We start from the raw sequence: 21,568 nt of genomic DNA, 5'->3' as shown, positions 1-21,568 counted from the left end.
TTTTATAGATTCTTGATATTAAGTAATTTACTTATGTGTTAAAGAAAAAAAGTTTAACATTATTCGAGCGTATTCCATTTTATCTGATGCAACTGTAACACTAAGTTCATCATAAATATTGTCTTCATTTGGTCGAAATTTTGCGACCCCATTGGTTTGATATTGTCCTTTTAATTGATACTGATAATAAACAGTTTGTTGATTCGCTCTTACTATGTGTACAGGTGGTGTTGTCCCACTAAACTTAGTACCATATAGTTGATGATTTTGCCTTGCAGCTTCTGGGAAAAATGGTGTTGCGGCATCAAGTCCACAACCGACACAAGCAGGGACAGCATATAAACTTAGGTTTGACTTTTGATCTGTTGATGCAAGTGCTAAAACGGTGTTGCCATTTACACCAATAGCACCTTCCAATCGTGTCCATTCAGCAGGTGCTAAGATCCATTCTTCTGTTTCAGCAATGTTATATACCCTCATGCTGGCAGCAAGTTTTTTTGGTAAATCCATTGCGAAATAGCACTTTGACTTATTACAACTTGCTGTAGGTCTATGTGGTGCATCAGTTTCATCCATACCCTTAGGGACGCTGATCGAATATGCAGGGACTTGCACACCATTTTTAAATATTGCTGTACCTATAGCGGTTATAGGATGCATTTTTCTTTGTTCATTTACGCTGATATCTATTCTTACAGGAGAAAATGTATATTTTTCAGCAAAACTAGCAGTTGAAAAAAAACTTAAGCCAACGGCTACGATTAATTTAAATTTCATAACTATCCTTGTATTTATAAAGTACCGCTAAATGCTTGGTTTTGTAACGAGCTAAAAAGATTTAAATCTTTTAGTTCCATTTTACTTTTTAACTTACGTGTTTGATCACATATATTTGAAAAATATAATTGTTTTTCCAACGGAGGAATTGGTATTTTTATATTCAACAAATCAGACTTAGTTAAGCTAGGGATTGTTACAGTTTTATTTAGTTGCTCAAAATTAAAAAAATGACAGAACCAAAATAAGTAATCTACTTTTAGTAGATCTTTATTTGGCACTAAACCAAAGGCAGTATCAACATTCCAAAAATTTTCAAACATTAAAATGGGTTTATTGATGTTTCCTTTTCTACCAATGATGACCGACTGCGCTGGAGTAAGCCATTCATTAGCATATCCCATGACTCCACCACTACCACATATTGGGAAAGTACCGTTTTGATCAAGAACAGCTTTTTGATTTTTTCCATTAATGATTTTTAGAGCATCTCCCCATTTAAGTACTTCCCAGCCTTTAGGATTACTTACAGGATCGCCAAACATATCAATAAAAGTCGCTTGTAAAAGCTGATCTAACTTTTCAATCGCTTGCTGACGTTTTTGGCGCAACTCATCCGCTTGATCTAAAATAGAAGCAATTCGGCGTTGTTCTGCGAGTGGTGGGAGTGGGATTTTAATCGATAAACAACGCTCTAAATCCATATTAGAAATATTAGTCGTTTGTCGTCCACAATTACGAGCTAATAATTGAGTGTTAGGTGAATTAAACCAATGGTATAAATAGCGTTGATCTAATTTTTCCTGATTAGCTCGTAAAATTGAAATAAATCCGCCTGCTGTTGCAGAATATTCAAGCTTTGGAATCCAACAACATTTTCCTACAAGATTCCAACTATTCGCTGTGGAAACAAGGATATCGCCTTCGATTAAAAACTTATCTTCATTTTTAACTAAATTAACAGGAACTGATAAAAGGTCATCCTGTTTTAGTTGAACTTGTACATTTGCGGTACGCATACATACGGTTGAACCTTCAGAAAAATTTTCAACCAAATCATTCGGCTTGTATGTAATACCCCGAATAAAATCAGCAACATCACCTAATTTTTGATATTCCAAACTCACTTAAGCATCTCCTTAAGTGTAGCCATTCCTTTTAAAATATCCTGCTCAAGTGCTTCTAAATCCGCCAAAATTTTACTTGGTGCTTCATATTCCACTTGCTCATACACCACTTCCTTATAACGGTTAATCGACAGGTCATAACCATTGGCAGCAATATCGGCTTTATCTACCATAAAGCTTTGCTCTGTGGCTTTACGAGTGCTTTCCGCTTCTAAGTTTTTAAAACGCGCAATAATGTCAGGAATATTATTATTTTCATGCTTAGACGCATCTAGTTCATTACGTTTATCATCCAGCGAATAACCATCTGCCTGCATATCATAAAACCAAACTTTATCCGTACCGCCCGACATGGTTTTAGTGAAAATCATAATGGCAGTTGAAACCCCAGCATACGGCTTAAACACACCTGACGGCATCGAAATAATCGCTTCAAGCTTTTGCTCTTCCACAATCTTTTGACGCAAATCTTTATGCGCTTTCGATGAACCAAATAACACGCCATCAGGCACAATCACCGCAGCACGACCACCTGTTTTTAACAAACGTAAGAACAAAGCTAAAAACAGTAATTCAGTCTTCTTGGTTTTTACAATCGCTTGTAGATTTTTGGCACAGCTTTCATTATCCAAACTGCCTGCAAATGGCGGATTGGCAAGAATTAGGCTGTATTTTTCAGCAATATGTGAATGCGCTTCACTTAATGAATCACGGTTTTCAATACTTGGGTTTTCTACACCGTGCAGCATCATATTCATTGAACCAATACGAAGCATGGTACTGTCAAAGTCATAACCAAAGAAAGTTTCTTCACTAAAGCGTTTCGCTGCTTCAGGGTTGGCAAAAATTTCAGTAGCGTAATGATCGTTTAAGTATTCACTTGCCGCTACAAGGAAGCCTGCTGTACCACATGCAGGGTCACAAATGGTATCTGTTGGCTTCGGTTGCATCAGCTCCACAATCATCTTAATGATATGACGAGGGGTGCGGAACTGTCCGTTTTGACCTGCTGATGCAATTTTACCGAGCATGTATTCGTAAATATCGCCCTTGGTGTCTTTATCATCCATTGGCACATCAGCAACCAAATCCACCACTTTGGTAAGTAGCGCAGGCGTAGGAATGGTAAAACGTGCATCCTTCATGTGATGGCTATAGGTGGTTTCGTCTTCAACACCTAAGTTTTTAATGAAAGGAAAAACTTCATTGGCAACGGTGTTATATAAAGTTGCAGCATCACCCAAAGTCACAAACTTCGACCAACGAAGATGATCTTGTTCAGGCGTAAAAATTGGATGTTCTACAGCAGTTTTTAAGCGGTTAGCTTTCTTTTCTTTGGTGATCTGAATTTCATCGAGTCGGCGAATAAACAGCAAATAGGTCATTTGCTCCATGACTTCTAAAGGATTGGAAATACCGCCACTCCAAAATGCATTCCAAATCTGGTCAATTTTGCTTTTAATTTCGCCTGTAATCACGATATGACTCTCAAATTTCTTTGGCTCTATTCTCTTTGATTTCAAAAGTAAAAGCTATATGATCACATTAAAGACCAGTATAGGTCATAAAATTAAAACACTTTAAATCTGGTACTACTCTATGACTAAATTTAATGAGAAGAATCGAAAGCTTTTAGCAAATGTACATGCAATAAAACAATCCGAATTGTCTAGTTTCTTTGATACCCGAAAATTTATAAATTCAACATTAGCGCATCAGATTGCGGTAGGTGCAGCTCATCACTACAAATTTCATAGTGATAGTACCTACATACAGCAAATACTTTCATTATTTGAATTTGGTTCAATTGATTACTTAAAAGCCGTTAGATGGTTTGAGTATCGTACAAATACAAGCTTAAGTATTGTCGATAGAAAAATTAAGAAGAATCCCGAGAATACCATAAATGATGAGAACTATCAGTTATTTGGGGAGTTTATAAAATCATATAAAGGCTCTTTACCAACGATAAAAGGGAAAGGAACTAATAAAATTGATCCAAAAAGCAAAACATTAAGTAATAAAAAAATGAATGTTATTAGAGAATCTCGGGACTCTTTAGACCTTATAGATGGGGCATCCTCAATGTATATTGGAGGACAACGTGTTTATGGTGGCTATGGCACTGGAAAAAGAAAGTGAAAGAAATGCTTTTTAAGGGAGTAACTCTTTAGGGCTCGATTCCAGAGCTAAAGCGATTTCATAGAGTTTTTCGACAGTAATATTTACTTCACCACGTTCAATTCTCCCCATATAGCTGCGATCTATTCCGCACTGTAGTGATAGAGATTCTTGCGTAATATTTTTCTCTTTTCTTTTATTGCAGATTAATTGACCAATTTTGATGGATAATTCTGACATTTGAGATCAACTGTTTAAAAAACAGAAATATCAGCAATTGAGGACTATACATCCACGGACTATAATCCTCTTTTTATGTAGGTCTATGAAACATGGCAAAAAATTTACCTCTACTTGATCGCTTTTTTGACATTTTTGAAGAACATGAAATTATTGATTGGAAAGCTAATCGTTTTTGGCAGCACATGGAATCAGAATTTTTAGATAACACAAACAAAGTTAAGGGACAGATGTATAGATATTTAAAAATATTTGTACAAAAAGGTTTTTTAGTCGCCAAACCATCTAAAATAAATAAAAGAATATATTTATATAGTGCCTCTGAAAATTTAATTAGTATGCAAAAAAAACATAAAGAAGATAGATTGAATCATGTTTTTGAAGAAAATATTATTGATATAAAAGAAAATTTAAAAAATATAGAGATAGAATTGGATTTTATTAATAAATTAATTTTACAACATTCTGAAATTAGTGAGAAATTAGAAGAATATAAAAATAAAATATTAATAGATTTTAAGAAGTATGAAATTCAATTAAAGACAATTGAAAATTTTGTTAGATTTTGTTTTTAAATAAAAATAAACACCAAATAACAAAAACATATATTTAGTTATATCAACAACTTAAATATAATTTCAGCTTGACAAGAGCTGTTTTTTTATTCTAAATTTAGCTCAAATTTATTCAAGTTTATTCAAATATGATCAAGTCTATTGAACAGGTAAAAGAAGATTTTTCTTCTACTGGAAAATCGATTGCTAAATGGGCTAGAGATAATAAATTTTCTCCTGATTTAGTATATAGAATTTTTAGAAACAACAAGATTCCAAAACGTGGCGAAAGCCATAAAATAGCTGTGAAGCTAGGAATTAAGGAGCAAAAAGATATGGATTAATTTACATTAATTTTTTATTTAAACTGCAGAAAGTATAAAGACCCATGCGGCAACATGAGTCTTTATAGATTTGTCTTTAACTTGCATGTACAAGACAAATTTATTCTAAAAGACATTGATGCTTTTATCAATGTTTAGGGTGCTTTCTGTCTCTTTTTTTATTATTGAGACTATCAAAATGAAAATACCTGTTGTAGTACAACGAAAAATTTGTGAGTTTTTGGCGCAAGGTAATACGCATCGCCAAATTGCAAAAAGAGTGAATGTATCACCAACAACTGTTGGCGTTATTGCAAAAAAATTAAATGAAATCCAAATGCCCGTTGCTGATGTATTAAATGCCTCTAATCAAGAATTTATAGACATCTTACAAACTGGTGTCGTTAAGAATGTTGAGAAGTGTAAACCCGTACCAGATTTTACATATATCAATGATCAAATGAAGATCAGAGATATGACGCTCAAGCAATTGTGGCTTGAATTTAAAGAGACACACCCTGACTGTGTTTCCTATTCTCGCTTTGCCGAATTGTATAAGCACTGGTTGAAAAAGCTACACCCCTCTATGCGCCAAAATTTTACTGCTGGGCAGACATTGCTAGTTGATTTTTGCGGTAAAACCATGCCACTACATGATCTTAAATCAGACAAAGTACGTCATGTTCAAATTTTTGCTGGAGTACTAGGCGCTTCAAGTTTAATCACTGCTATTGCATCTGAAACCCAGCAAACACACGATTGGTTAAAATGCTTTACAGCCACTTTTGAACGTATCGGAGGTGTTCCAAGAGAAGTTATTACGGATAACTTAAAGGCTGCTGTTATAAAAACTGGTCGAAATGGTACAGTATTTAATAAAACATTTGAACAATTTGCTGATTATCATAATTTTGCAATATTGAATACTCGCCCACGAACACCTCAAGATAAAGGGCTTGCAGAGGTTTCCGTTCAAATTATTCAACGATCAGTTTTGGTCAAATTAAGAAATAGAAAATTTTTCTCACTTGATGAATTACAAAAAGCTCTTGATGTTGAAGTTGATAAAATCAATCGAGCCATTACGAAACGTTTTCCTGAAAGTCGTTGGGATCGTTTTAATCGTTTTGAGAAAAATGAATTATTATCACTGCCTGCGCACCCATACCCATTTTCAAAATGGATATTTCAACAAACGGTCTCTGAATTTTATCAATTTACAGTTGATGGGAATATTTATTCTGTTCCCTATACTCTAATTGGTAAGAAGTTGGATATTGGCATTACAAGCCGTGAAGTACAATTTTTTTATGAAAATGAAATAATTGCTTCACACGATTTACTGATGGGCTATGGTGAAGCAAGTATTCTAGAAGAGCATATGCCAGCTAACCACAGACTTTATAATACTTTAAGCCCAGCGAGCATTAAGCAATGGGCAAAATCTATTGGAAATTATGTTTATGAGTTTGTTGAACAAGTTTTAAATAAGTCCAAACATCTCGCTCGAAATATTAAATCCTTGAATAAACTGAGAGATTATATTTTAGAAAATAAGCTTGATTCTGTACTCAATCAAGCTTGTGAATATGCATTAAAATACAATCTATTAGCAGTTACAGACTTATTGTATGTGCTAAAAAATCGAAAATATATCCAACCTTTAAACACCACGCAAACGATCAATCGTCCTACCCATGCAAACCTCCGCGGTGCTAATTATTTCGGAGGTGATGCTAGATGACCACAAAGAGTGTTGTTGCACAAAAAATGCAAGAATTAAAGCTAAATGGTTGTTTAGATTGCTTTGTTGATCATTATGATGAAATGATCAATAGTAACAAAACTTCGTTAGAAATTCTAAATGAGTTATTAATAGCAGAGCAAAATGCTGTTAGTAATCGCAAAGTTTTGGCTCTACTTAACAAGTCTAATATAAGATATCCATCAAGCAACTTGACAGGAATTGATTGTTCTAACAAACAAGGACTGACAAGCGATATTTTACAAAGTTTTGCTGATTGTGAGTGGATTAGATCAAAACACAACTTAATTTTTACAGGTGCGACGGGTATTGGTAAGACTTGGTTGGCCTCAGCTTTTGGGACAAATGCATGTAAATTAGGCTTTAAAGTGCTTTTTTATAATACTACTGAGCTATTTGAAGAGTTTAATACTGCGGTACATTTAGGGACTATCAACACCTTAAAAAAGAAATTGCTTTCAAATAAATTACTAATTCTTGACGATTTTGGATTATCACAGATTAGTAACTCATGGATGCCTCATTTTATTAGTGTGATAGACAAACACAGTGACAATGGCTCACTTCTTATCACAAGTCAATATGAAACAAGCATATGGCTAAACCATTTTGCGGATCAAACAGTAGGTGAAGCATTGTTAGATCGCATTGTCCATCGTTCCCATGTTTTTAATTTAAAGGGTGAGTCCATGCGTAAGAAAAGAGGTAAAAAAGTCGAGTAAATTTTAATTTTTGTCCAAGTAAAGTGACACTTTAATTTACATATAAGTTTATTAAAGTGTCCAACTAAGATAAGAATGGATGTTCAAGTAAGTGTTGATTTTGCAGTCATGAGATGCTTAGAAATTCTGGCGTCAATATACTGCTAATTTTAATTCACTTAGATCATTTAATTTCTAAGAAGTGGGGATTCCAATCAATCTCACTAAACCAAGCATTAAAGTTTAAGTTTAAAAATAAACGACCATACTTCCCATCAAAAACTTTTACAGATTTTCTTTTATTTATCTTAAAGATAAATGCAAAGTTTGAAGCAACAAAAGGACATAAAGTCGAGATTCTGAAGACTATTCCTCCAACTAATGGTTTTGAGCAATGGTTAGATCCTTCTCTCGAAGATGAACAAATTAAAGAATTTATACAACTAATTAAAAAAGTTAGAGAAAACAGAAGACTATGCTACTTGAATGAAGTCTATGAGTTCCTAGGTCTACCTTATGGTGAGTTTAAAAATGATGAAATTTATGAACAAGTCTCAGAAGAGAATTATTTATTCCTGAAAAATGAACTTCCAGAAGATAAGTGGTTTGAAAGTATTAATGCCATAGCTGGCCTATGGTTAATATATTTTTGGCAAGACTTTTATTATAAACATTTTCAAAAAACAGCCAGCGTTTCTACGTTAGCTACATCAGAAGATTTTATCGTGATATGGGAAGCCTTCCTGAAGAAATATCCTTCAGAAGGCCAATATCTTTGGCCTTCTGAATTGATATTACAAGATAAATAAATTTTTATTTACGAGGTGGATTATTGTCTCGGCCACCACCTGATGGATTTCCAGTAGTACTAGGCCAACCTGCTGTGCTCATAGTTTTCATCCTTATTTAGATTTCGTAGGTTTATGATTAGGATTCAATTGTCGGCTACGGTTGTCCTGATTCTGCGCATGTTGAATATTATTAGGATTTTTTACTGTAGCACGTTGATCATTCGCTGTTTGTGTCATTGCTTTCTCCTTAAAATGTTTGAACATCTGACAAGGAAAGTATGGCTTCAAAAAAATATGCATCTTGCCTGAAAAACAGTAAAAAAGTTTAAATTTTAACCAAAAAAATTATGTATTTAACATAATGGTGTTATACGAAATTAATGGATGTTCGTATAAATTACTTGCATATTGTATTCGATCGAATACAATATAGTGAGAAGATAAGGAATCCTCATGATTGAAATTAAACGTCTTCCAGAATTTGATGAATGGTTGGATGGCATTAAAGACAATATGACCCGTATCCGCCTGAATCGTCGATTAGATAAGGTTCAACGTGGAAACTGGGGAGACATTAAACCTCTCCAAGATGGCGTTTGGGAAATGAGAGAATTCTTCGGTTCTGGATGGAGGATGTATTACATCCAACATGGTGACGTTGTGATTGTAATGCTTGGTGGTGGAGATAAATCAACTCAACAACAAGACATCGATCGGGCAGTCAAACTATCGAAAACATTGGAGGATTAAAATGGTTAAAGTCGCTGATTTACCAAGTTTTGATATGGCTGAGTCGCTCAAAACTGAAGAAGACATTGTGATGTATCTCAATATGGTTCTTGAAGAAAATGATCCAGCTGAATTAGCCCATGCACTTGGTGTTATTGCTAAAGCTCGTGGCATGACTCAAATCGCTAAAGAAGCAGGGATTGGGCGTGAAGCACTCTACAAAGCCCTACGTCAGGATTCAGCACCACGTTTTGATACGATTAATCGTGTAGTAAATGCTTTAGGCTTAAAACTCACAGTACAACACGCTTAAAACTTTAAAAATATAGTAAAAATGGGAGCTAAAGGCTCCCATTTTTAGATTCGTATAAGGTGTATTATGTTAATTTTAGAAATTCTATATAAATATAGAATTTTTAAAACTTAAATTCTGGCATGTGTCCCATACTTATCAATCATGATCGAACTGGCTTCATTTAGACCACGTACTGTGACATTCGCACCATTCTTTTGAAATTTATTTACAACAGAATCAAGCATGGCGACTGATGTTACATCCCAAATGTGAGAATGGGTCAAATCAATAATCACCTCCTTTACATCCTCTTTAAAGTCAAAACCTTGCATGAATTTTTCAGAAGAACTAAAGAAGATCTGACCTCTCAACTCATATAAACGGGCCATTCCTTCAAAAGATGCTGTCACCTGGATATCATTTTCAAGTTTATTCGCCAGGAACAAGGCTGAAAGTAATACGCCTGTTAACACACCCAAAGCCAGGTTATGCGTAGCAACAACTACAATCACCGTCGCAATCATGACGATATTACTACTCTTAGGATTATCTTTTAACTGAGTGACAGAACTCCATTCAAAGGTACTGATAGAGACCATTATCATTACCGCTACCAATGCAGCCATTGGAATCACTTTGAGCCAGTCGCTGATAAATACAACCAGAATAAGAAGAAAAATGCCCGCAGAGAATGTTGATAAGCGTGTAAGGCCACCTGATTTTACGTTAATCATAGATTGACCAATCATTGCACAACCGGCCATGCCACCCATAAAGCCAGAAGCAATATTCGCAATCCCTTGTCCCTTACATTCCTGATATTTATCACTTGGCGTATCAGTCATTTCATCCACGATAGTTGCTGTCATCATCGATTCAAGTAAACCTACAGCCGCCAGTGCGACTGAATAAGGCAAAATAATCATCAATGTTTCAATATTCAAAGGAATATCTGGAATCAAGAACATTGGAAGTGTGTCAGGTAAAGACCCCATATCGCCCACGGTCCGTACATCAATTCCTAAAGCGATTGCCAATAATGTGATTGCAATGATGCAGACTAGTGGAGAAGGGAGTAATTTTCCTAATTTGGGAACCAGAGGGAATAGATAAATAATTGCTAAACCTAAAGCAACAAAAGCATATACATGCCAGGTCACATTAATCAGTTCAGGCAATTGAGCCATGAAAATTAAGATCGCTAACGCATTTACGAATCCAATAACCACAGATTTAGATACAAACCGCATTAACTTGGCGAGCTTTAAATAGCCTGCCAATATTTGAATCACGCCTGTCAAAATTGTTGCTGCCAGCAGATATTCAAGCCCATGCTCTTTGACCAATGTGACCATAAGCAGCGCCATTGCACCAGTGGCTGCTGAAATCATGGCAGGACGACCACCTACGAAAGAAATCACGACGGCAATACAGAAGGATGCGTATAGACCAACTTTAGGATCTACACCTGCAATAATTGAAAATGCGATGGCTTCAGGGATGAGTGCAAGACCGACGACTAATCCGGCAAGTACATCCCCACGGATGTTAGAGAACCACTGTTCTCGGACATTAGATAACATAAACATAGCCTGTTTTTTAATTTTTCAGATAGGCTAGTGATGTGATATATACAACACACAAACGACTACACCACATCACTAGACAGTGATGAGTTATTTACAGATTTAAGACGATAAATAAACTTAAGGTGGCGTAAGTGTCATAAGATGAAAGAACGTTTTAGAGTAAAAAAATCAGGACAAGGGTAACAGCTAGGTACTTTTTTATAAAGCCTGGATGTTATATCCAAGCTTTGTTTAATCGGTATTTTATGAAGCTTTTGGCTCCCCAAGTAATTGACCTATTTCCAAACGTGTATAGCCACGTTCTTTAAAAATCAAAACAATAGCCTGTTTATAATCTTCAGAAGTAGAAGTCTTATACTTAGTTATCAGTTGATTTTCAGAATTCAGCTCAAGATCATTTTTGATGGTCAATACTTCGCTAGAGATCTTGTTAAAGATATTTAGGTTAAACATACAGGCACTCGTCATCCGTATTATAGCGGCCCGACTATAACGAATACCTGTCTTAGCTACGCTAGACACCCTTGGCCGCAAGGATTACAAATTAAGAAAAATTCCGCAAGTTTTTGTCTATTGAAAGAATAAATAATCTCCCAACTGCTATCTATTTAACATAATGGTGGTTATACGAAATTCTGTTGTAGCCCCATACATTCAAGTTTATTTCTTGCATGAATGTATCCTATAGGATACATTACTCTTATGTACTCAATATATACCACTGAAGTCTTTGATGACTGGTTTACTAAGTTAAAAGACCTGCAGGCAAAAAGACGTATACAAGTCCGAATTGATCGGGTTGAAGATGGAAACTTTGGAGATACTGAACCAGTAGGTGAAGGTGTTTCTGAATTACGTTTCTTCTTTGGACCTGGCTACAGGATCTATTACTGTAAGCAAGGGCAAAGGGTCGTTATTCTTTTAGCAGGCGGAGACAAGTCTACGCAAAGTAAAGATATAAAACTTGCCCTACAATTAGCACAAGATTTAGAGGAGGAGCTGTAAATGGCTATCAAACTTCGCAAATGGGACAGTGCTGAACATCTTAAAACAGAAGAAGATATGCAAGCTTACCTACAAGCCTGTATCGATGAATCTAATGGTGATGCGGCATTCATTGCAAAAGCTTTAGGTAATATTGCTAAAGCTAAAGGAATGGCTCAATTATCAAGAGACACTGGTTTAGGTCGAGAAAGTCTTTATAAAGCACTTTCTGGCGATGTAAATCCAAGCTTTGATACTGTTATTAAAGTCGTAAAAGCACTGAATTTACGCTTAGCAATTTAAAAAAAACTAGTAAAAAAGGGAGCTTTAAGCTCCATTTTTCATTTCAACTTCGTATAACGTGTATTATGTTAATTTTAGGAAAAGTGAAAAATAATCTACAATAGAATCTACGAAAAATTGGCCATCAATTATGCCTGATTTCTCCAGTGGAAATAATTGGATTGTGAGATCCCCCACTCAAAATCATAAATTAGAAAGAATTGAAGCATTTCTTTCCAATTATGCTTATAAACCTCACCGACATGATACTTATGCTATTGGCAGGACTCTTTCCGGAGTTCAAAACTTTCATTACAAAGGTACATTGCAACATAGCTTGCCAGGCATGACTATGGTTCTACACCCGGATGAAAAGCATGATGGTGAATCAGGAACATTAGATGGCTATCGCTATAGAATGATTTACATCGAACCAGCGATGATCCAAACCATTTTAAAGGGTAAACCTTTGCCTTTTATCAGACATGGCTTAAGTAATGATATTCGCCTGTTTAGGGCAATGGATAGCTTTCTAAATAATATAAATAATTATATGGATACCCTAGAAGAGGAAGATGCTCTATTTGATTTGGCAACTACACTGTGTGAAATTTCAGATACTTCATCTAACCAAAACAAAAAATTTGACTACAAGGCAGCAGAGAGAGCGCGTGAGTGTATTTTGGCGTATCCACATGAAAACTTAAGTTTGTCAGATTTAGAGAAACATGCTGATCGTGACCGCTGGAGCCTTTCTCGTGATTTCCGATTATTATTTGGAACTAGCCCACACCGTTATATGATCATGCGTCGCTTAGAAACAGTTAAGTTCTACCTTGCTCAAGGGGAGTCTATTGTTAATGCTGCTTTAAATGCAGGCTTTTTTGATCAGAGTCATATGACCAGACATTTTATAAAAACATTTGGTTTAACTCCCACTCAATGGAAAATGATAAATATTAAAAGATAGCCGTTCGATTTGAACGGCTAATTTGTCCTACAGCAGATTTATTCCATTAAGAAAATCTTTGAACATAAAAAGCCCTGATAAAATCAAGAGTATACCCATCAGCTTATTTAGCCGATTAAACCAGATAGGATTAGCAATTTTGTTGCCTAATACTTTTCCAACCAGAGCATAGGTGAATGGTGCGCCAACAGCACCAAGTGAAATCAGTAAAGAAACTATCAAGATCATGATTCCTGTGATTTTGGCTGCAGGGTACATAATTGTCGTAACAGGTAGAATGACGAGAATGGCTTTTGGATTTAATAACTGAATAAATAAGCCATTTAAGAATGTTAGATGGCTTTCTTGCTGTTGAGTTGTTTCTACATTCGCCCTAATCATTTTTATAGCCAAGTAGAATGTATAAATTGCACCCGCTAAAGCAATATAATGAATCAATCCATGTGGAATAACAGCTTCACCTATATAGCCAAACAATACGAATAAGATCAACATGGCGAAACCAATGCCTAGGTAAAATCCTATAGTCTTTTTTAATTGACCTGTAAGGCCAGAATTTAGCCCCATAAAATTTACAGGGCCTGGGCTATACATAACGCTTAATGTATAAAGAAATATTTCCACAGAGTTCACTCAATTAGATAGCAATAAACATCAAAGAGAGAACGGTATCGAGTTATAGGCCTTAAAGATTGTACGTTTGTGCTGAACTAATTAAAAATTTCTATTTAACTTATGTTCACCTAAAGTTCACTTCATAAGTGTATAAAGAAACTATGTATTGTATTTTCAATTGCTTATATAAATATTAGTCTTGGTTTAGAATTTTAAAGTTCATGAACTATGAGAAAAAACTAAGATACGATCAAAATTGTAGAACAACAAAATTATTTATACTAATTTACAAGCCACGCTGTTTAAGCGTGTCATTAAAAAATAAATCTTTTAATCTCTCCACACAATCTCCACACAATCTCCACACAACATCAGCAATTCATAAACACTGCTATTTCAAAATAGTAGTATCTAAAACCCCCCCTCTGAAAAAGCATGTCAACACATTATCATTTAATAGGTTCAATACTTATTACAACTGTACTTTTAATCGGCTGTACACAAGCCAAAGATGCTGAACAGTCCCCAACAGAAATGCCACCAGCGGTTGTCAGTACCATCACGGTATTACCGCATTCCATGAATTTAATTGAAAATCTTCCAGGCCGTGTTGTCGCTTACCGTATTGCTGAAATTCGCCCGCAAGTAGGTGGAATTGTTGATAAAGTACTTTTTAAGCAAGGCTCTTATGTGCAAGCAGGTCAACCGCTTTTTAAATTGAATTCTGAAATATTTCAGGCAGATGTAAAAAGCAATCAAGCCACTTTAAACCGTGCACAAGCTGAGGTGACACGTTTGCAGGTGCTGTTAAAACGCTACACTGAATTAGTAAAAGTAAATGCGGTTAGTCAGCAGGAATACAACAATACCGAAGCAGATTATCAAAAAGCAAAAGCCGATGTGGCGCAAATGCAAGCCATGTTAAGCAGACAACAACTTAATCTTAAATATGCGACTGTTACAGCCCCTATCTCGGGAACGATTGGTGAAATCTTAGTGACTGAGGGTGCATTAGTTGGTCAAGGTGATACTAATGCAATGGCCGTAATACAACAGATTAATAAAGTCTATGTTGATGTAAAGCAATCAATTAGTGATTATGAAAAACTACAGGAAGCTTTACAGCAAGGTGACGTGTCAAATACCAAACATACGGTTGAAATCCTAAATAGTCAGGGTAAACCTTATAACGTTACAGGTGAAATCCTATTTTCGGATACTAAAGTTGATCCTGATACGGGTGATGTCACAATCCGTATTTTAGCCAATAATGAAAATCAAAAACTTTTGCCAGGCATGTATGTTCGAGTCAATATGAGCCGAGCTCAAGTTGAAAATGCGCTCCTAGTTCCAGAACAAGCGATTCAACATGATATTAGTGGTAAAGCCAATGTTACGATTGTTAATCAAAAAGGTTTAGCGCAAAGCAAGCCTGTTCAGCTTGGTCAACGTTATCAAAATAACTATGTGATCAAACAAGGGTTACAAGCAGGTGAGAAAGTCATTGTTGAAGGGGCTGATCGTATACAGCCTGAGCAAAAATTAAAAATTAAGCAGTGGCAACCTACAAATATTAAGGAAAATGGAGGACAGCAATAATGTCCCAATTTTTCATTAGGCGTCCTATTTTTGCATGGGTGATTGCTTTATTTATTATTCTGTTGGGTGTACTAAGCATCCCCAAGTTACCTATTGCACGATTCCCAAGTGTTGCGCCACCACAGATTAGTATTACGGCAATCTATCCAGGTGCTACGCCAAAAACATTGAATGATAGTGTTGTGACCTTGATTGAGCGGGAAATGTCAGGTGTCAAAAACTTACTTTATTACAGTTCAAGTTCAGATAGTTCTGGAACAGCAACAATCACCGCAACATTTAAACCAGGTACAGATGTAGAACTTGCACAAATTGATGTGCAAAACAAAATTAAAGCCATTGAGTCACGCTTACCTCAAACAGTGCGACAACAAGGGCTGATGGTCGATGCTGCGTCGTCTGGTTTTTTAATGATGGTGGGCTTAAGTTCACCGAATGGCAAATATAGTGAAATTGATGTCAGTGACTATATGACTCGCTATGTGATTGAAGAATTAAAGCGGGTTGACGGTGTTGGTAAAGTCCAAAATTTTGGTGCTGAAAAAGCCATGCGGATTTGGGTCGATCCAGATCGTTTGGTTTCTTATGGATTGAGTATTCAAGATGTGAATACAGCCATCCAAAACCAAAACTTGCCGATATCACCAGGTCGTATTGGTGATGTTCCTGCTTTGACGGGGCAACAAATTACTATTCCTTTAACTGCTCAAGGTCAATTAGAAACTGTAGAGCAATTCAAGAAAATTAGTTTACGTGCTCAACAAAATGGCGCCAATGTTCGACTGTCGGATGTCGCTCGTGTCGAAATCGGGGCACAGATGTATAACTTTGCGATTTTAGAAAATGGCAAAGCCTCTACAGCTGTGGCGATACAAATGAGTCCTGGTGCCAACGCTGTCAAGACTGCAGAAGGTGTTAAAGCGAAAATTGAACAGTTAGGTTCAGCACTGCCTGATGGTATGAAATTCTCTATACCTTACGACACTGCACCTTTTGTAAAAATCTCGATTGAAAAAGTAATCATGACATTGCTTGAAGCTATGGCATTAGTTTTTATTGTCATGTTTATCTTTTTACACAATGTTCGATACACCTTAATTCCGGCGATTGTTGCACCGATTGCATTGCTTGGCACATTCTCAGTCATGCTGCTTGCTGGTTTTTCGATTAATGTGCTGACCATGTTCGGTATGGTGCTTGCGATCGGGATTATTGTCGATGATGCGATTGTGGTCATTGAGAATGTTGAACGCATTATGGCGACAGAAGGCTTATCTCCAGTTGAAGCCACATCTAAAGCCATGAAGGAAATTACCAATCCGATTATTGGCATCACCTTAGTGTTAGCCGCTGTATTCTTGCCGATGGCATTGGCGTCAGGCTCAGTGGGGATTATCTATCGTCAGTTCACCATTACCATGTCGGTTTCAATTTTATTCTCAGCTTTCCTTGCACTGACATTAACCCCTGCGTTATGTGCAACGATGTTAAAACCGATTGATCAAGACCATCAGAAAAAGGGTGTTTTTGCATCGTTTGATCGCAGTTTTGAGAAGCTGAACAATCGCTATGAACGCAGTTTATTTAAAGTAATTAAACATAAAACCCTCGCAATGTTATGTTTCTTAGGCATTGTCATTGTGCTGATTTTTAGTTTTAAACACGTTCCGACTGCGTTTATGCCAGAAGAAGATCAGGGGTGGTTTATGACTTCGATTCAACTTCCTGCGGATGCAACTCAAGAACGTACCCGTAAAGTCGTTGCTGAGTTTCAAAATTATTTAGACCAAGAAACGGGGATTAAAGACAATATGGCGGTCTTAGGTTTTGGTTTTAGTGGATCTGGTCAGAATACAGCGATGTATTTTACCAATCTATTGCCATTCGAAGAGCGTACTATTACGGCACAAGAAGTCGTGAATAATGCCAATATAGCGATGGCTGAAAGTTCAGAAGGTCAAACCATGTCTGTGTTACCACCAGCAATTGATGAATTGGGTAACTCATCTGGTTTTTCACTGAGATTATTAGATCGTGGCAATATTGGCATGCCTGCTTTAAGAGAAGCACAAGATCAGCTTTTAGCATTAGCAGCACAAAGTAAAATCGTGGCGGAGGTCTATCCTGAAGGTTTGCCAGATGGCAGTTCTGTACAGCTTAAAATTGATAGAGATAAATTGCAGGCATTAGGTGTTAATTTCAGTGATGTGACCGATATTATTTCAACCTCAATGGGTTCGATGTATATCAATGATTTTCCAAATCATGACCGTATGCAGCAAGTCATTGTGCAACTTGATGCCAAATCACGCATGAGTATTGAAGATATTCTTCAGATTAAGGTGAACAGTCAAAGCGGTAAATTGGTTTCAATGTCTGAAATAATTACTCCAATTTGGCAACATTCCCCACAACAATACAATCGTTACAACGGTCGTCCATCATTGAGTATTTCTGGCAGTCCAGCAGCAGGTATATCTTCAGGACAAGCCATGACTGAGATGGAAAATTTGATTGAACAACTTCCGAAAGGTGTGGGTTATGAGTGGACTGGGATTTCTCTAGAAGAAAAACAGTCGGAATCACAAACCTTGTTTTTATTACTGTTGTCGATGTTAGTCGTTTTCCTTGTCTTGGCAGCGCTTTATGAAAGCTGGTCAATTCCATTCTCTGTGATGCTAGTTGTCCCTCTAGGGTTGATTGGCGCCTTTTTAGCAGTAATGTTACGTGGTATGCCAAATGATATTTTCTTTAAGGTCGGCATGATCACGATTATTGGTCTATCTGCAAAGAATGCTATTTTGATTGTTGAGTTTGCAAAAGCACTAAGAGAAGAAGGAATGGGTTTAGTGGAGGCAACCGTTGCAGCCGCTAAATTGCGCTTACGTCCAATCCTAATGACATCTTTGGCATTTACCTGTGGCGTTATTCCTTTAGTCATTGCCAGTGGCGCTAGTTCTGAAACTCAAAAAGCGATTGGTACAGGCGTCTTTGGCGGCATGATCAGCGCAACAATTCTAGCTGTTATTTTTGTACCGATTTTCTTTATTGTCGTCATGAGCATGGTTGAGAAATTCTCGAAACGTAAAGCGGCACATTAAGCATCAAAACTGAGAATAAAAGCTGTGGGTTAACGAGTTTAGCCCACAACAAATCTTTCATTTACATCTTTATTTCAGAATTGATTTAATAAACCATCAATATAGGTTTAATCATGAAAGCTACCAATCTTGATCCGAAACGCTGGTGGATATTGCTCGCTGTCGTGCTTGCATTTCTGCCGATTGTGATTGATATGACTGTACTGCATGTTGCGGTTCCCTCATTAACCCAATCGCTGAGTGCCACAAGTAACCAAGTCTTATGGATTATTGATATTTATCCATTACTTATGGCTGGACTTTTAGTTCCGATGGGAACTTTGGCTGATCGTGTCGGCAATCGTAAGATTCTGCTGATTGGCTTGGTTATATTTGGAATTGCCTCAGTCCTTGCGGCATTTTCCCAAACGGCTTCTATGCTGATTGCCGCACGTGCTTTATTAGCATTAGGCGGTGCCATGATTATGCCCTGTGTATTGGGTATTATTCGCAGAACCTTCGAAGACAGTCGCGAACGTGCCATTGCGCTGGGTATTTGGGGCACAATCGGATCAGCCGGTGCCGCCATTGGACCGCTCATTGGTGGGGGATTGTTAGAATATTTCTGGTGGGGTTCAGTTTTCCTGATTAACGTCCCAATCATGCTGGTTGTCGCACCAATGTGCTATTTCTTATTGTCCCGAAAAGAAGCTATAACCCCTGGACATTGGGCATTTGGTCAAGCGCTATTGCTGATTGTCGGTTTGATTTCGTTTGTATATGCACTAAAAGCAGGCTTAGGCGGTAAACAGTCGTTGTTGATTGTCTTGCCTTTGGTCGTTTTATCTATCGGCTTATTAACCATATTTGTACGCAAACAGCTGAATTCTCCTCAGCCGATGCTAGATCTTTCGCTATTTTCACGTCCTGCTATTTTAGCCGGCATTATTATGGCAATGGTTGCTGCAGGCGCTTTGGCAGGGGTTGAGTTAACTTTGGCAATGGAGCTGCAATATGTCATTCGTTTAACACCGCTGCAAGCCGGTCTTTTTATGGTTCCGATTATGGTTGCGGCCGCTATTGGCGGGCCTATTGCTGGTTTTTTATCCAATAAATTTGGACTCCGTCTGGTTGCGACCATGTCATTAATATTGGCAGCAATTGCGTTGGTCAGTTTGAGTTATTCAGATTTTCATCATCCGGGAATCATCGTTCCCTTTATTTTAGCTTCGATTGGATTAACACTGAGTATTGGTTTAACAGCTTCATCCATTGCGATCATGGGCTCAGTACCTGCAGAAAAGGGCGGTGCGGCAGGTTCACTTGAAAGTACAGGTTATGAACTGGGTACAGGACTAGGTATTACTTTATTTGGTGTTTTCATGGCCTATATATTTGGCAGTCATCTTCAAGTGCCGTCAGATTTAACTGCTGTTTTAGCAGAAAAAGCCAGACTTTCGATTGGTGATACCTATTTAGTGGCGAGCCAGTTACCCGTTGAACAAGGTACAGCATTGATTAACGCAGGTAAAATTGCCTTCAGTTCAGCTCATGTTAATTTATTATTAACAGCAGGGATTATCATCGGGATACTCTCCATTGTGGTATTTTTTATGCTAGCTAAATATCGAGATGAGAATTCATTGTGATGAAATTTATTTGAGGATCATCAAACAGAATGGTTAAGTTCAGACATCAATTTATCTTAAATTTATGGTTTAAATTAAGCCGTATTAATCTGAACTTAACACATTATAAATGAGTTGATGTCTTACGATTTAGTTGAATAGTAAAACAGCTGCCACCTAAGTTTTTGGATTTAGAATAATAAATATGACCTTGGTGTGCTTCAATAATTGCATCAATCACTGCCAAGCCTAATCCAGTACCGCCATCTAGACATGATCTAGAGTCTTCCAGTCGATAGAAGGGTTTGAACAGGTGTTTAAGATGCGATTCATCAATACCAGGACCTTCATCTTCAAACGTCAATACCCAATGTTCTGCTGTGGTTACAGATGTAATATTTATTTTTCCAGCATTCGAATATCTTAGAAAGTTAGAGAACAATGCAATAAAGACCTGTTCCATCCTTCTTATATCAACGCAAACCAATTTATCCGTCAAATTTAAAACAATAGTTAAACCTTTAACATGAAACCGTTCATTAAACATCTGCAGACATTTTTCAATACTATTTTTTAAATTGGTCTTTTCTAGTTCTAATCGTAATTGTTTATTTTCAATAAGTGTCAGTGTCCGTAAATCTTCCACAAGGTAAGATAAGCCTTCGACTTGGTTCAATAAGCTTAGGTGTAAAGCTTTATCGGCAATAAATATACCATCGACAATACCTTGCAAGCGACCTTGTAATATTGTCACAGGTGTTCGTAATTCATGTGCAATTGCAGCATTCCAAACAGTTGAATTCTTAACTGATACTTCAAGTTGGTTTGCCATTTCATTGAAGTTCTCAATAAGAGACTTGATTTCATGTGGAATATCATGATGTGGCTGTTTAATTCTGAGTGCTAAATTGCCTTGTTGAATTTGTTGAATAACATCTGCTAAATCACTAATTGGCTGTGTATAGCGTTTTCCATATTTAAAGGCGAGGATAGTAGAAAGAAAAAAGCCTGTTAATAGCACTAAAAACAGCCAGATAAAGTCAACGGAGGTAACTGAAAATTCATTTGAATTAATAACTTGTGTATTTAGAAAACCTATTTTTATCGCCCAGCTATAAACAAAATAGCCAATCATGAAAGATAACAGCGTAATGCCTAAATTGAATAGGCTCATCATGATAATAAACTGGAAGTTAATTCCAACAGAATTTTTAAAAAAGTTAAATTTCATGATTTTGATCTAAGCGATACCCCACGCCACGGACATTGATTAAGCTGTCATTAAAAAGTAAACATGTATTCTTTTCCGAATTGGTTTGATACTCTCTCCACCCATTGCTCTATTTTATCAGCTGTCATGACTTGAAAATCTCGCCAATAATATTTCATCTGCTTCCA

At 36.7% G+C, this 21,568-nt stretch carries 23 protein-coding genes and 1 pseudogene; 14 read left to right on the top strand and 10 right to left on the bottom strand.

The annotated features are described in order from the left end of the window. Positions 1-27: 27 nt before the first annotated feature. The 3 genes from FTT71_RS12760 to FTT71_RS12750 are packed head-to-tail and all read right to left on the bottom strand — an operon-like array spanning position 28 to position 3,382. Positions 28-777, bottom strand: coding sequence for a DUF4850 domain-containing protein (locus FTT71_RS12760; protein WP_179988797.1), 750 nt, complete (start codon positions 775-777; stop codon positions 28-30). A gap of 14 nt (positions 778-791) precedes the next feature. Beyond that, positions 792-1,904, bottom strand: coding sequence for a restriction endonuclease subunit S (locus tag FTT71_RS13365; protein WP_257245652.1), 1,113 nt, complete (start codon positions 1,902-1,904; stop codon positions 792-794). Beyond that, complete coding sequence (locus FTT71_RS12750; protein ID WP_180092291.1) at positions 1,901-3,382, bottom strand: class I SAM-dependent DNA methyltransferase; 1,482 nt, start codon at positions 3,380-3,382, stop codon at positions 1,901-1,903. The genes FTT71_RS13365 and FTT71_RS12750 overlap by 4 nt, the downstream gene beginning before the upstream one ends. Before the next feature lie 121 nt (positions 3,383-3,503). Between FTT71_RS12750 and FTT71_RS12745 the strand changes: the two genes are divergently transcribed. Then, positions 3,504-4,046, top strand: a complete 543-nt coding sequence (locus FTT71_RS12745) for a hypothetical protein (protein WP_021510876.1) — start codon at positions 3,504-3,506, stop codon at positions 4,044-4,046. Positions 4,047-4,058: 12 nt separating this feature from the next. On the opposite strand, the gene FTT71_RS12740 is transcribed toward FTT71_RS12745, so the two are convergent. Further along, on the bottom strand, positions 4,059-4,265 hold the full coding sequence (locus tag FTT71_RS12740; protein WP_179988794.1) for a helix-turn-helix domain-containing protein: 207 nt from the start codon (positions 4,263-4,265) through the stop codon (positions 4,059-4,061). Between the two features lie 92 nt (positions 4,266-4,357). Here FTT71_RS12740 and FTT71_RS12735 point away from each other — a divergent pair, with 92 nt between their 5' ends. The 5 genes from FTT71_RS12735 to FTT71_RS12715 all read left to right on the top strand — a co-directional run bounded on the left by FTT71_RS12735 (position 4,358) and on the right by FTT71_RS12715 (position 8,417). Next, positions 4,358-4,840, top strand: coding sequence for a hypothetical protein (locus FTT71_RS12735; protein WP_179988793.1), 483 nt, complete (start codon positions 4,358-4,360; stop codon positions 4,838-4,840). Positions 4,841-4,968: 128 nt separating this feature from the next. After that, complete coding sequence (locus tag FTT71_RS12730; protein WP_179988792.1) at positions 4,969-5,163, top strand: DNA-binding protein; 195 nt, start codon at positions 4,969-4,971, stop codon at positions 5,161-5,163. Between the two features lie 178 nt (positions 5,164-5,341). Next, positions 5,342-6,886 carry an IS21 family transposase gene (gene istA, locus FTT71_RS12725; protein WP_179988791.1) on the top strand — a complete coding sequence of 515 codons (1,545 nt, stop codon included), beginning with the start codon at positions 5,342-5,344 and terminating at the stop codon, positions 6,884-6,886. Continuing rightward, positions 6,883-7,629 carry an ATP-binding protein gene (locus tag FTT71_RS12720; RefSeq protein WP_179988790.1) on the top strand — a complete coding sequence of 249 codons (747 nt, stop codon included), beginning with the start codon at positions 6,883-6,885 and terminating at the stop codon, positions 7,627-7,629. Before istA ends, FTT71_RS12720 begins: the two co-directional genes overlap by 4 nt. A gap of 113 nt (positions 7,630-7,742) precedes the next feature. Next, positions 7,743-8,417, top strand: coding sequence for a hypothetical protein (locus FTT71_RS12715; protein WP_058952551.1), 675 nt, complete (start codon positions 7,743-7,745; stop codon positions 8,415-8,417). Positions 8,418-8,510: 93 nt separating this feature from the next. On the opposite strand, the gene FTT71_RS13360 is transcribed toward FTT71_RS12715, so the two are convergent. Then, a complete protein-coding gene (locus FTT71_RS13360) occupies positions 8,511-8,636 on the bottom strand; it encodes a hypothetical protein (RefSeq protein ID WP_004969301.1) in 126 nt (41 codons plus the stop codon). A gap of 216 nt (positions 8,637-8,852) precedes the next feature. Here FTT71_RS13360 and FTT71_RS12710 point away from each other — a divergent pair, with 216 nt between their 5' ends. Next, positions 8,853-9,149, top strand: a complete 297-nt coding sequence (locus tag FTT71_RS12710; protein ID WP_004647749.1) for a type II toxin-antitoxin system RelE/ParE family toxin — start codon at positions 8,853-8,855, stop codon at positions 9,147-9,149. A gap of 1 nt (position 9,150) precedes the next feature. After that, positions 9,151-9,441, top strand: a complete 291-nt coding sequence (locus FTT71_RS12705) for an addiction module antidote protein (protein WP_004969304.1) — start codon at positions 9,151-9,153, stop codon at positions 9,439-9,441. Positions 9,442-9,551: 110 nt separating this feature from the next. Here the strand turns inward: FTT71_RS12705 and FTT71_RS12700 are convergent, their stop codons facing one another. Both FTT71_RS12700 and FTT71_RS12695 read right to left on the bottom strand, forming a co-directional pair. After that, on the bottom strand, positions 9,552-11,006 hold the full coding sequence (locus tag FTT71_RS12700; protein WP_026438532.1) for a SulP family inorganic anion transporter: 1,455 nt from the start codon (positions 11,004-11,006) through the stop codon (positions 9,552-9,554). 249 nt (positions 11,007-11,255) lie between these two features. Next, complete coding sequence (locus tag FTT71_RS12695) at positions 11,256-11,465, bottom strand: hypothetical protein (protein ID WP_004976362.1); 210 nt, start codon at positions 11,463-11,465, stop codon at positions 11,256-11,258. Positions 11,466-11,714: 249 nt separating this feature from the next. Here FTT71_RS12695 and FTT71_RS12690 point away from each other — a divergent pair, with 249 nt between their 5' ends. The 3 genes from FTT71_RS12690 to FTT71_RS12680 all read left to right on the top strand — a co-directional run bounded on the left by FTT71_RS12690 (position 11,715) and on the right by FTT71_RS12680 (position 13,248). Further along, positions 11,715-12,017, top strand: coding sequence for a type II toxin-antitoxin system RelE/ParE family toxin (locus FTT71_RS12690; protein WP_154320144.1), 303 nt, complete (start codon positions 11,715-11,717; stop codon positions 12,015-12,017). Further along, positions 12,018-12,299 (top strand): addiction module antidote protein, encoded by a 282-nt coding sequence (locus tag FTT71_RS12685; protein ID WP_000985610.1) that lies wholly within the window; start codon positions 12,018-12,020, stop codon positions 12,297-12,299. 130 nt (positions 12,300-12,429) lie between these two features. Further along, positions 12,430-13,248 (top strand): AraC family transcriptional regulator, encoded by an 819-nt coding sequence (locus FTT71_RS12680; RefSeq protein WP_032073151.1) that lies wholly within the window; start codon positions 12,430-12,432, stop codon positions 13,246-13,248. A 27-nt stretch (positions 13,249-13,275) separates the two neighbouring features. Here FTT71_RS12680 and FTT71_RS12675 read toward each other — a convergent pair whose 3' ends face one another. After that, on the bottom strand, positions 13,276-13,872 hold the full coding sequence (locus tag FTT71_RS12675) for a LysE family translocator (protein WP_074163998.1): 597 nt from the start codon (positions 13,870-13,872) through the stop codon (positions 13,276-13,278). A 426-nt stretch (positions 13,873-14,298) separates the two neighbouring features. Here FTT71_RS12675 and FTT71_RS12670 point away from each other — a divergent pair, with 426 nt between their 5' ends. The 3 genes from FTT71_RS12670 (at position 14,299) to FTT71_RS12660 (ending at position 20,191) form a co-directional block, all read left to right on the top strand. Then, positions 14,299-15,462, top strand: coding sequence for an efflux RND transporter periplasmic adaptor subunit (locus FTT71_RS12670; RefSeq protein ID WP_032073150.1), 1,164 nt, complete (start codon positions 14,299-14,301; stop codon positions 15,460-15,462). Beyond that, complete coding sequence (locus tag FTT71_RS12665) at positions 15,459-18,563, top strand: multidrug efflux RND transporter permease subunit (protein ID WP_270915313.1); 3,105 nt, start codon at positions 15,459-15,461, stop codon at positions 18,561-18,563. The genes FTT71_RS12670 and FTT71_RS12665 overlap by 4 nt, the downstream gene beginning before the upstream one ends. Before the next feature lie 113 nt (positions 18,564-18,676). Further along, positions 18,677-20,191 (top strand): MFS transporter, encoded by a 1,515-nt coding sequence (locus FTT71_RS12660; RefSeq protein WP_032073148.1) that lies wholly within the window; start codon positions 18,677-18,679, stop codon positions 20,189-20,191. 103 nt (positions 20,192-20,294) lie between these two features. Here the strand turns inward: FTT71_RS12660 and adeS are convergent, their stop codons facing one another. Beyond that, entirely contained in the window at positions 20,295-21,401 is a 1,107-nt protein-coding gene (gene adeS / locus FTT71_RS12655) for a two-component sensor histidine kinase AdeS (RefSeq protein ID WP_032073131.1), read from the bottom strand. A gap of 50 nt (positions 21,402-21,451) precedes the next feature. Further along, positions 21,452-21,568 (bottom strand): annotated as a pseudogene (locus tag FTT71_RS12650) (transposase); the annotation flags it as partial.

It is taken from the genome of Acinetobacter sp. YH01004 (assembly GCF_013420455.1).
Taxonomy (GTDB): Bacteria; Pseudomonadota; Gammaproteobacteria; order Pseudomonadales; family Moraxellaceae; genus Acinetobacter; species Acinetobacter towneri.
The sequence above is the reverse complement of the archived record's forward strand: the minus strand, read 5'-3'. Positions and strand labels throughout refer to the sequence as shown.

Bases quoted from the DNA above. Each gene is read 5' to 3' on its own strand.
- FTT71_RS12760 (WP_179988797.1), bottom strand. From the start codon at position 777: ATGAAATTTAAATTAATCGTAGCCGTTGGCTTAAGTTTTTTTTCAACT.
- FTT71_RS12745 (WP_021510876.1), top strand. From the start codon at position 3,504: ATGACTAAATTTAATGAGAAGAATCGAAAGCTTTTAGCAAATGTACAT.
- FTT71_RS12740 (WP_179988794.1), bottom strand. From the start codon at position 4,265: ATGTCAGAATTATCCATCAAAATTGGTCAATTAATCTGCAATAAAAGA.
- FTT71_RS12735 (WP_179988793.1), top strand. From the start codon at position 4,358: ATGGCAAAAAATTTACCTCTACTTGATCGCTTTTTTGACATTTTTGAA.
- FTT71_RS12730 (WP_179988792.1), top strand. From the start codon at position 4,969: ATGATCAAGTCTATTGAACAGGTAAAAGAAGATTTTTCTTCTACTGGA.
- istA (WP_179988791.1), top strand. From the start codon at position 5,342: ATGAAAATACCTGTTGTAGTACAACGAAAAATTTGTGAGTTTTTGGCG.
- FTT71_RS12720 (WP_179988790.1), top strand. From the start codon at position 6,883: ATGACCACAAAGAGTGTTGTTGCACAAAAAATGCAAGAATTAAAGCTA.
- FTT71_RS12715 (WP_058952551.1), top strand. From the start codon at position 7,743: ATGCTTAGAAATTCTGGCGTCAATATACTGCTAATTTTAATTCACTTA.
- FTT71_RS13360 (WP_004969301.1), bottom strand. From the start codon at position 8,636: ATGACACAAACAGCGAATGATCAACGTGCTACAGTAAAAAATCCTAAT.
- FTT71_RS12710 (WP_004647749.1), top strand. From the start codon at position 8,853: ATGATTGAAATTAAACGTCTTCCAGAATTTGATGAATGGTTGGATGGC.
- FTT71_RS12705 (WP_004969304.1), top strand. From the start codon at position 9,151: ATGGTTAAAGTCGCTGATTTACCAAGTTTTGATATGGCTGAGTCGCTC.
- FTT71_RS12700 (WP_026438532.1), bottom strand. From the start codon at position 11,006: ATGTTATCTAATGTCCGAGAACAGTGGTTCTCTAACATCCGTGGGGAT.
- FTT71_RS12695 (WP_004976362.1), bottom strand. From the start codon at position 11,465: ATGTTTAACCTAAATATCTTTAACAAGATCTCTAGCGAAGTATTGACC.
- FTT71_RS12690 (WP_154320144.1), top strand. From the start codon at position 11,715: ATGTACTCAATATATACCACTGAAGTCTTTGATGACTGGTTTACTAAG.
- FTT71_RS12685 (WP_000985610.1), top strand. From the start codon at position 12,018: ATGGCTATCAAACTTCGCAAATGGGACAGTGCTGAACATCTTAAAACA.
- FTT71_RS12680 (WP_032073151.1), top strand. From the start codon at position 12,430: ATGCCTGATTTCTCCAGTGGAAATAATTGGATTGTGAGATCCCCCACT.
- FTT71_RS12670 (WP_032073150.1), top strand. From the start codon at position 14,299: ATGTCAACACATTATCATTTAATAGGTTCAATACTTATTACAACTGTA.
- FTT71_RS12660 (WP_032073148.1), top strand. From the start codon at position 18,677: ATGAAAGCTACCAATCTTGATCCGAAACGCTGGTGGATATTGCTCGCT.
- adeS (WP_032073131.1), bottom strand. From the start codon at position 21,401: ATGAAATTTAACTTTTTTAAAAATTCTGTTGGAATTAACTTCCAGTTT.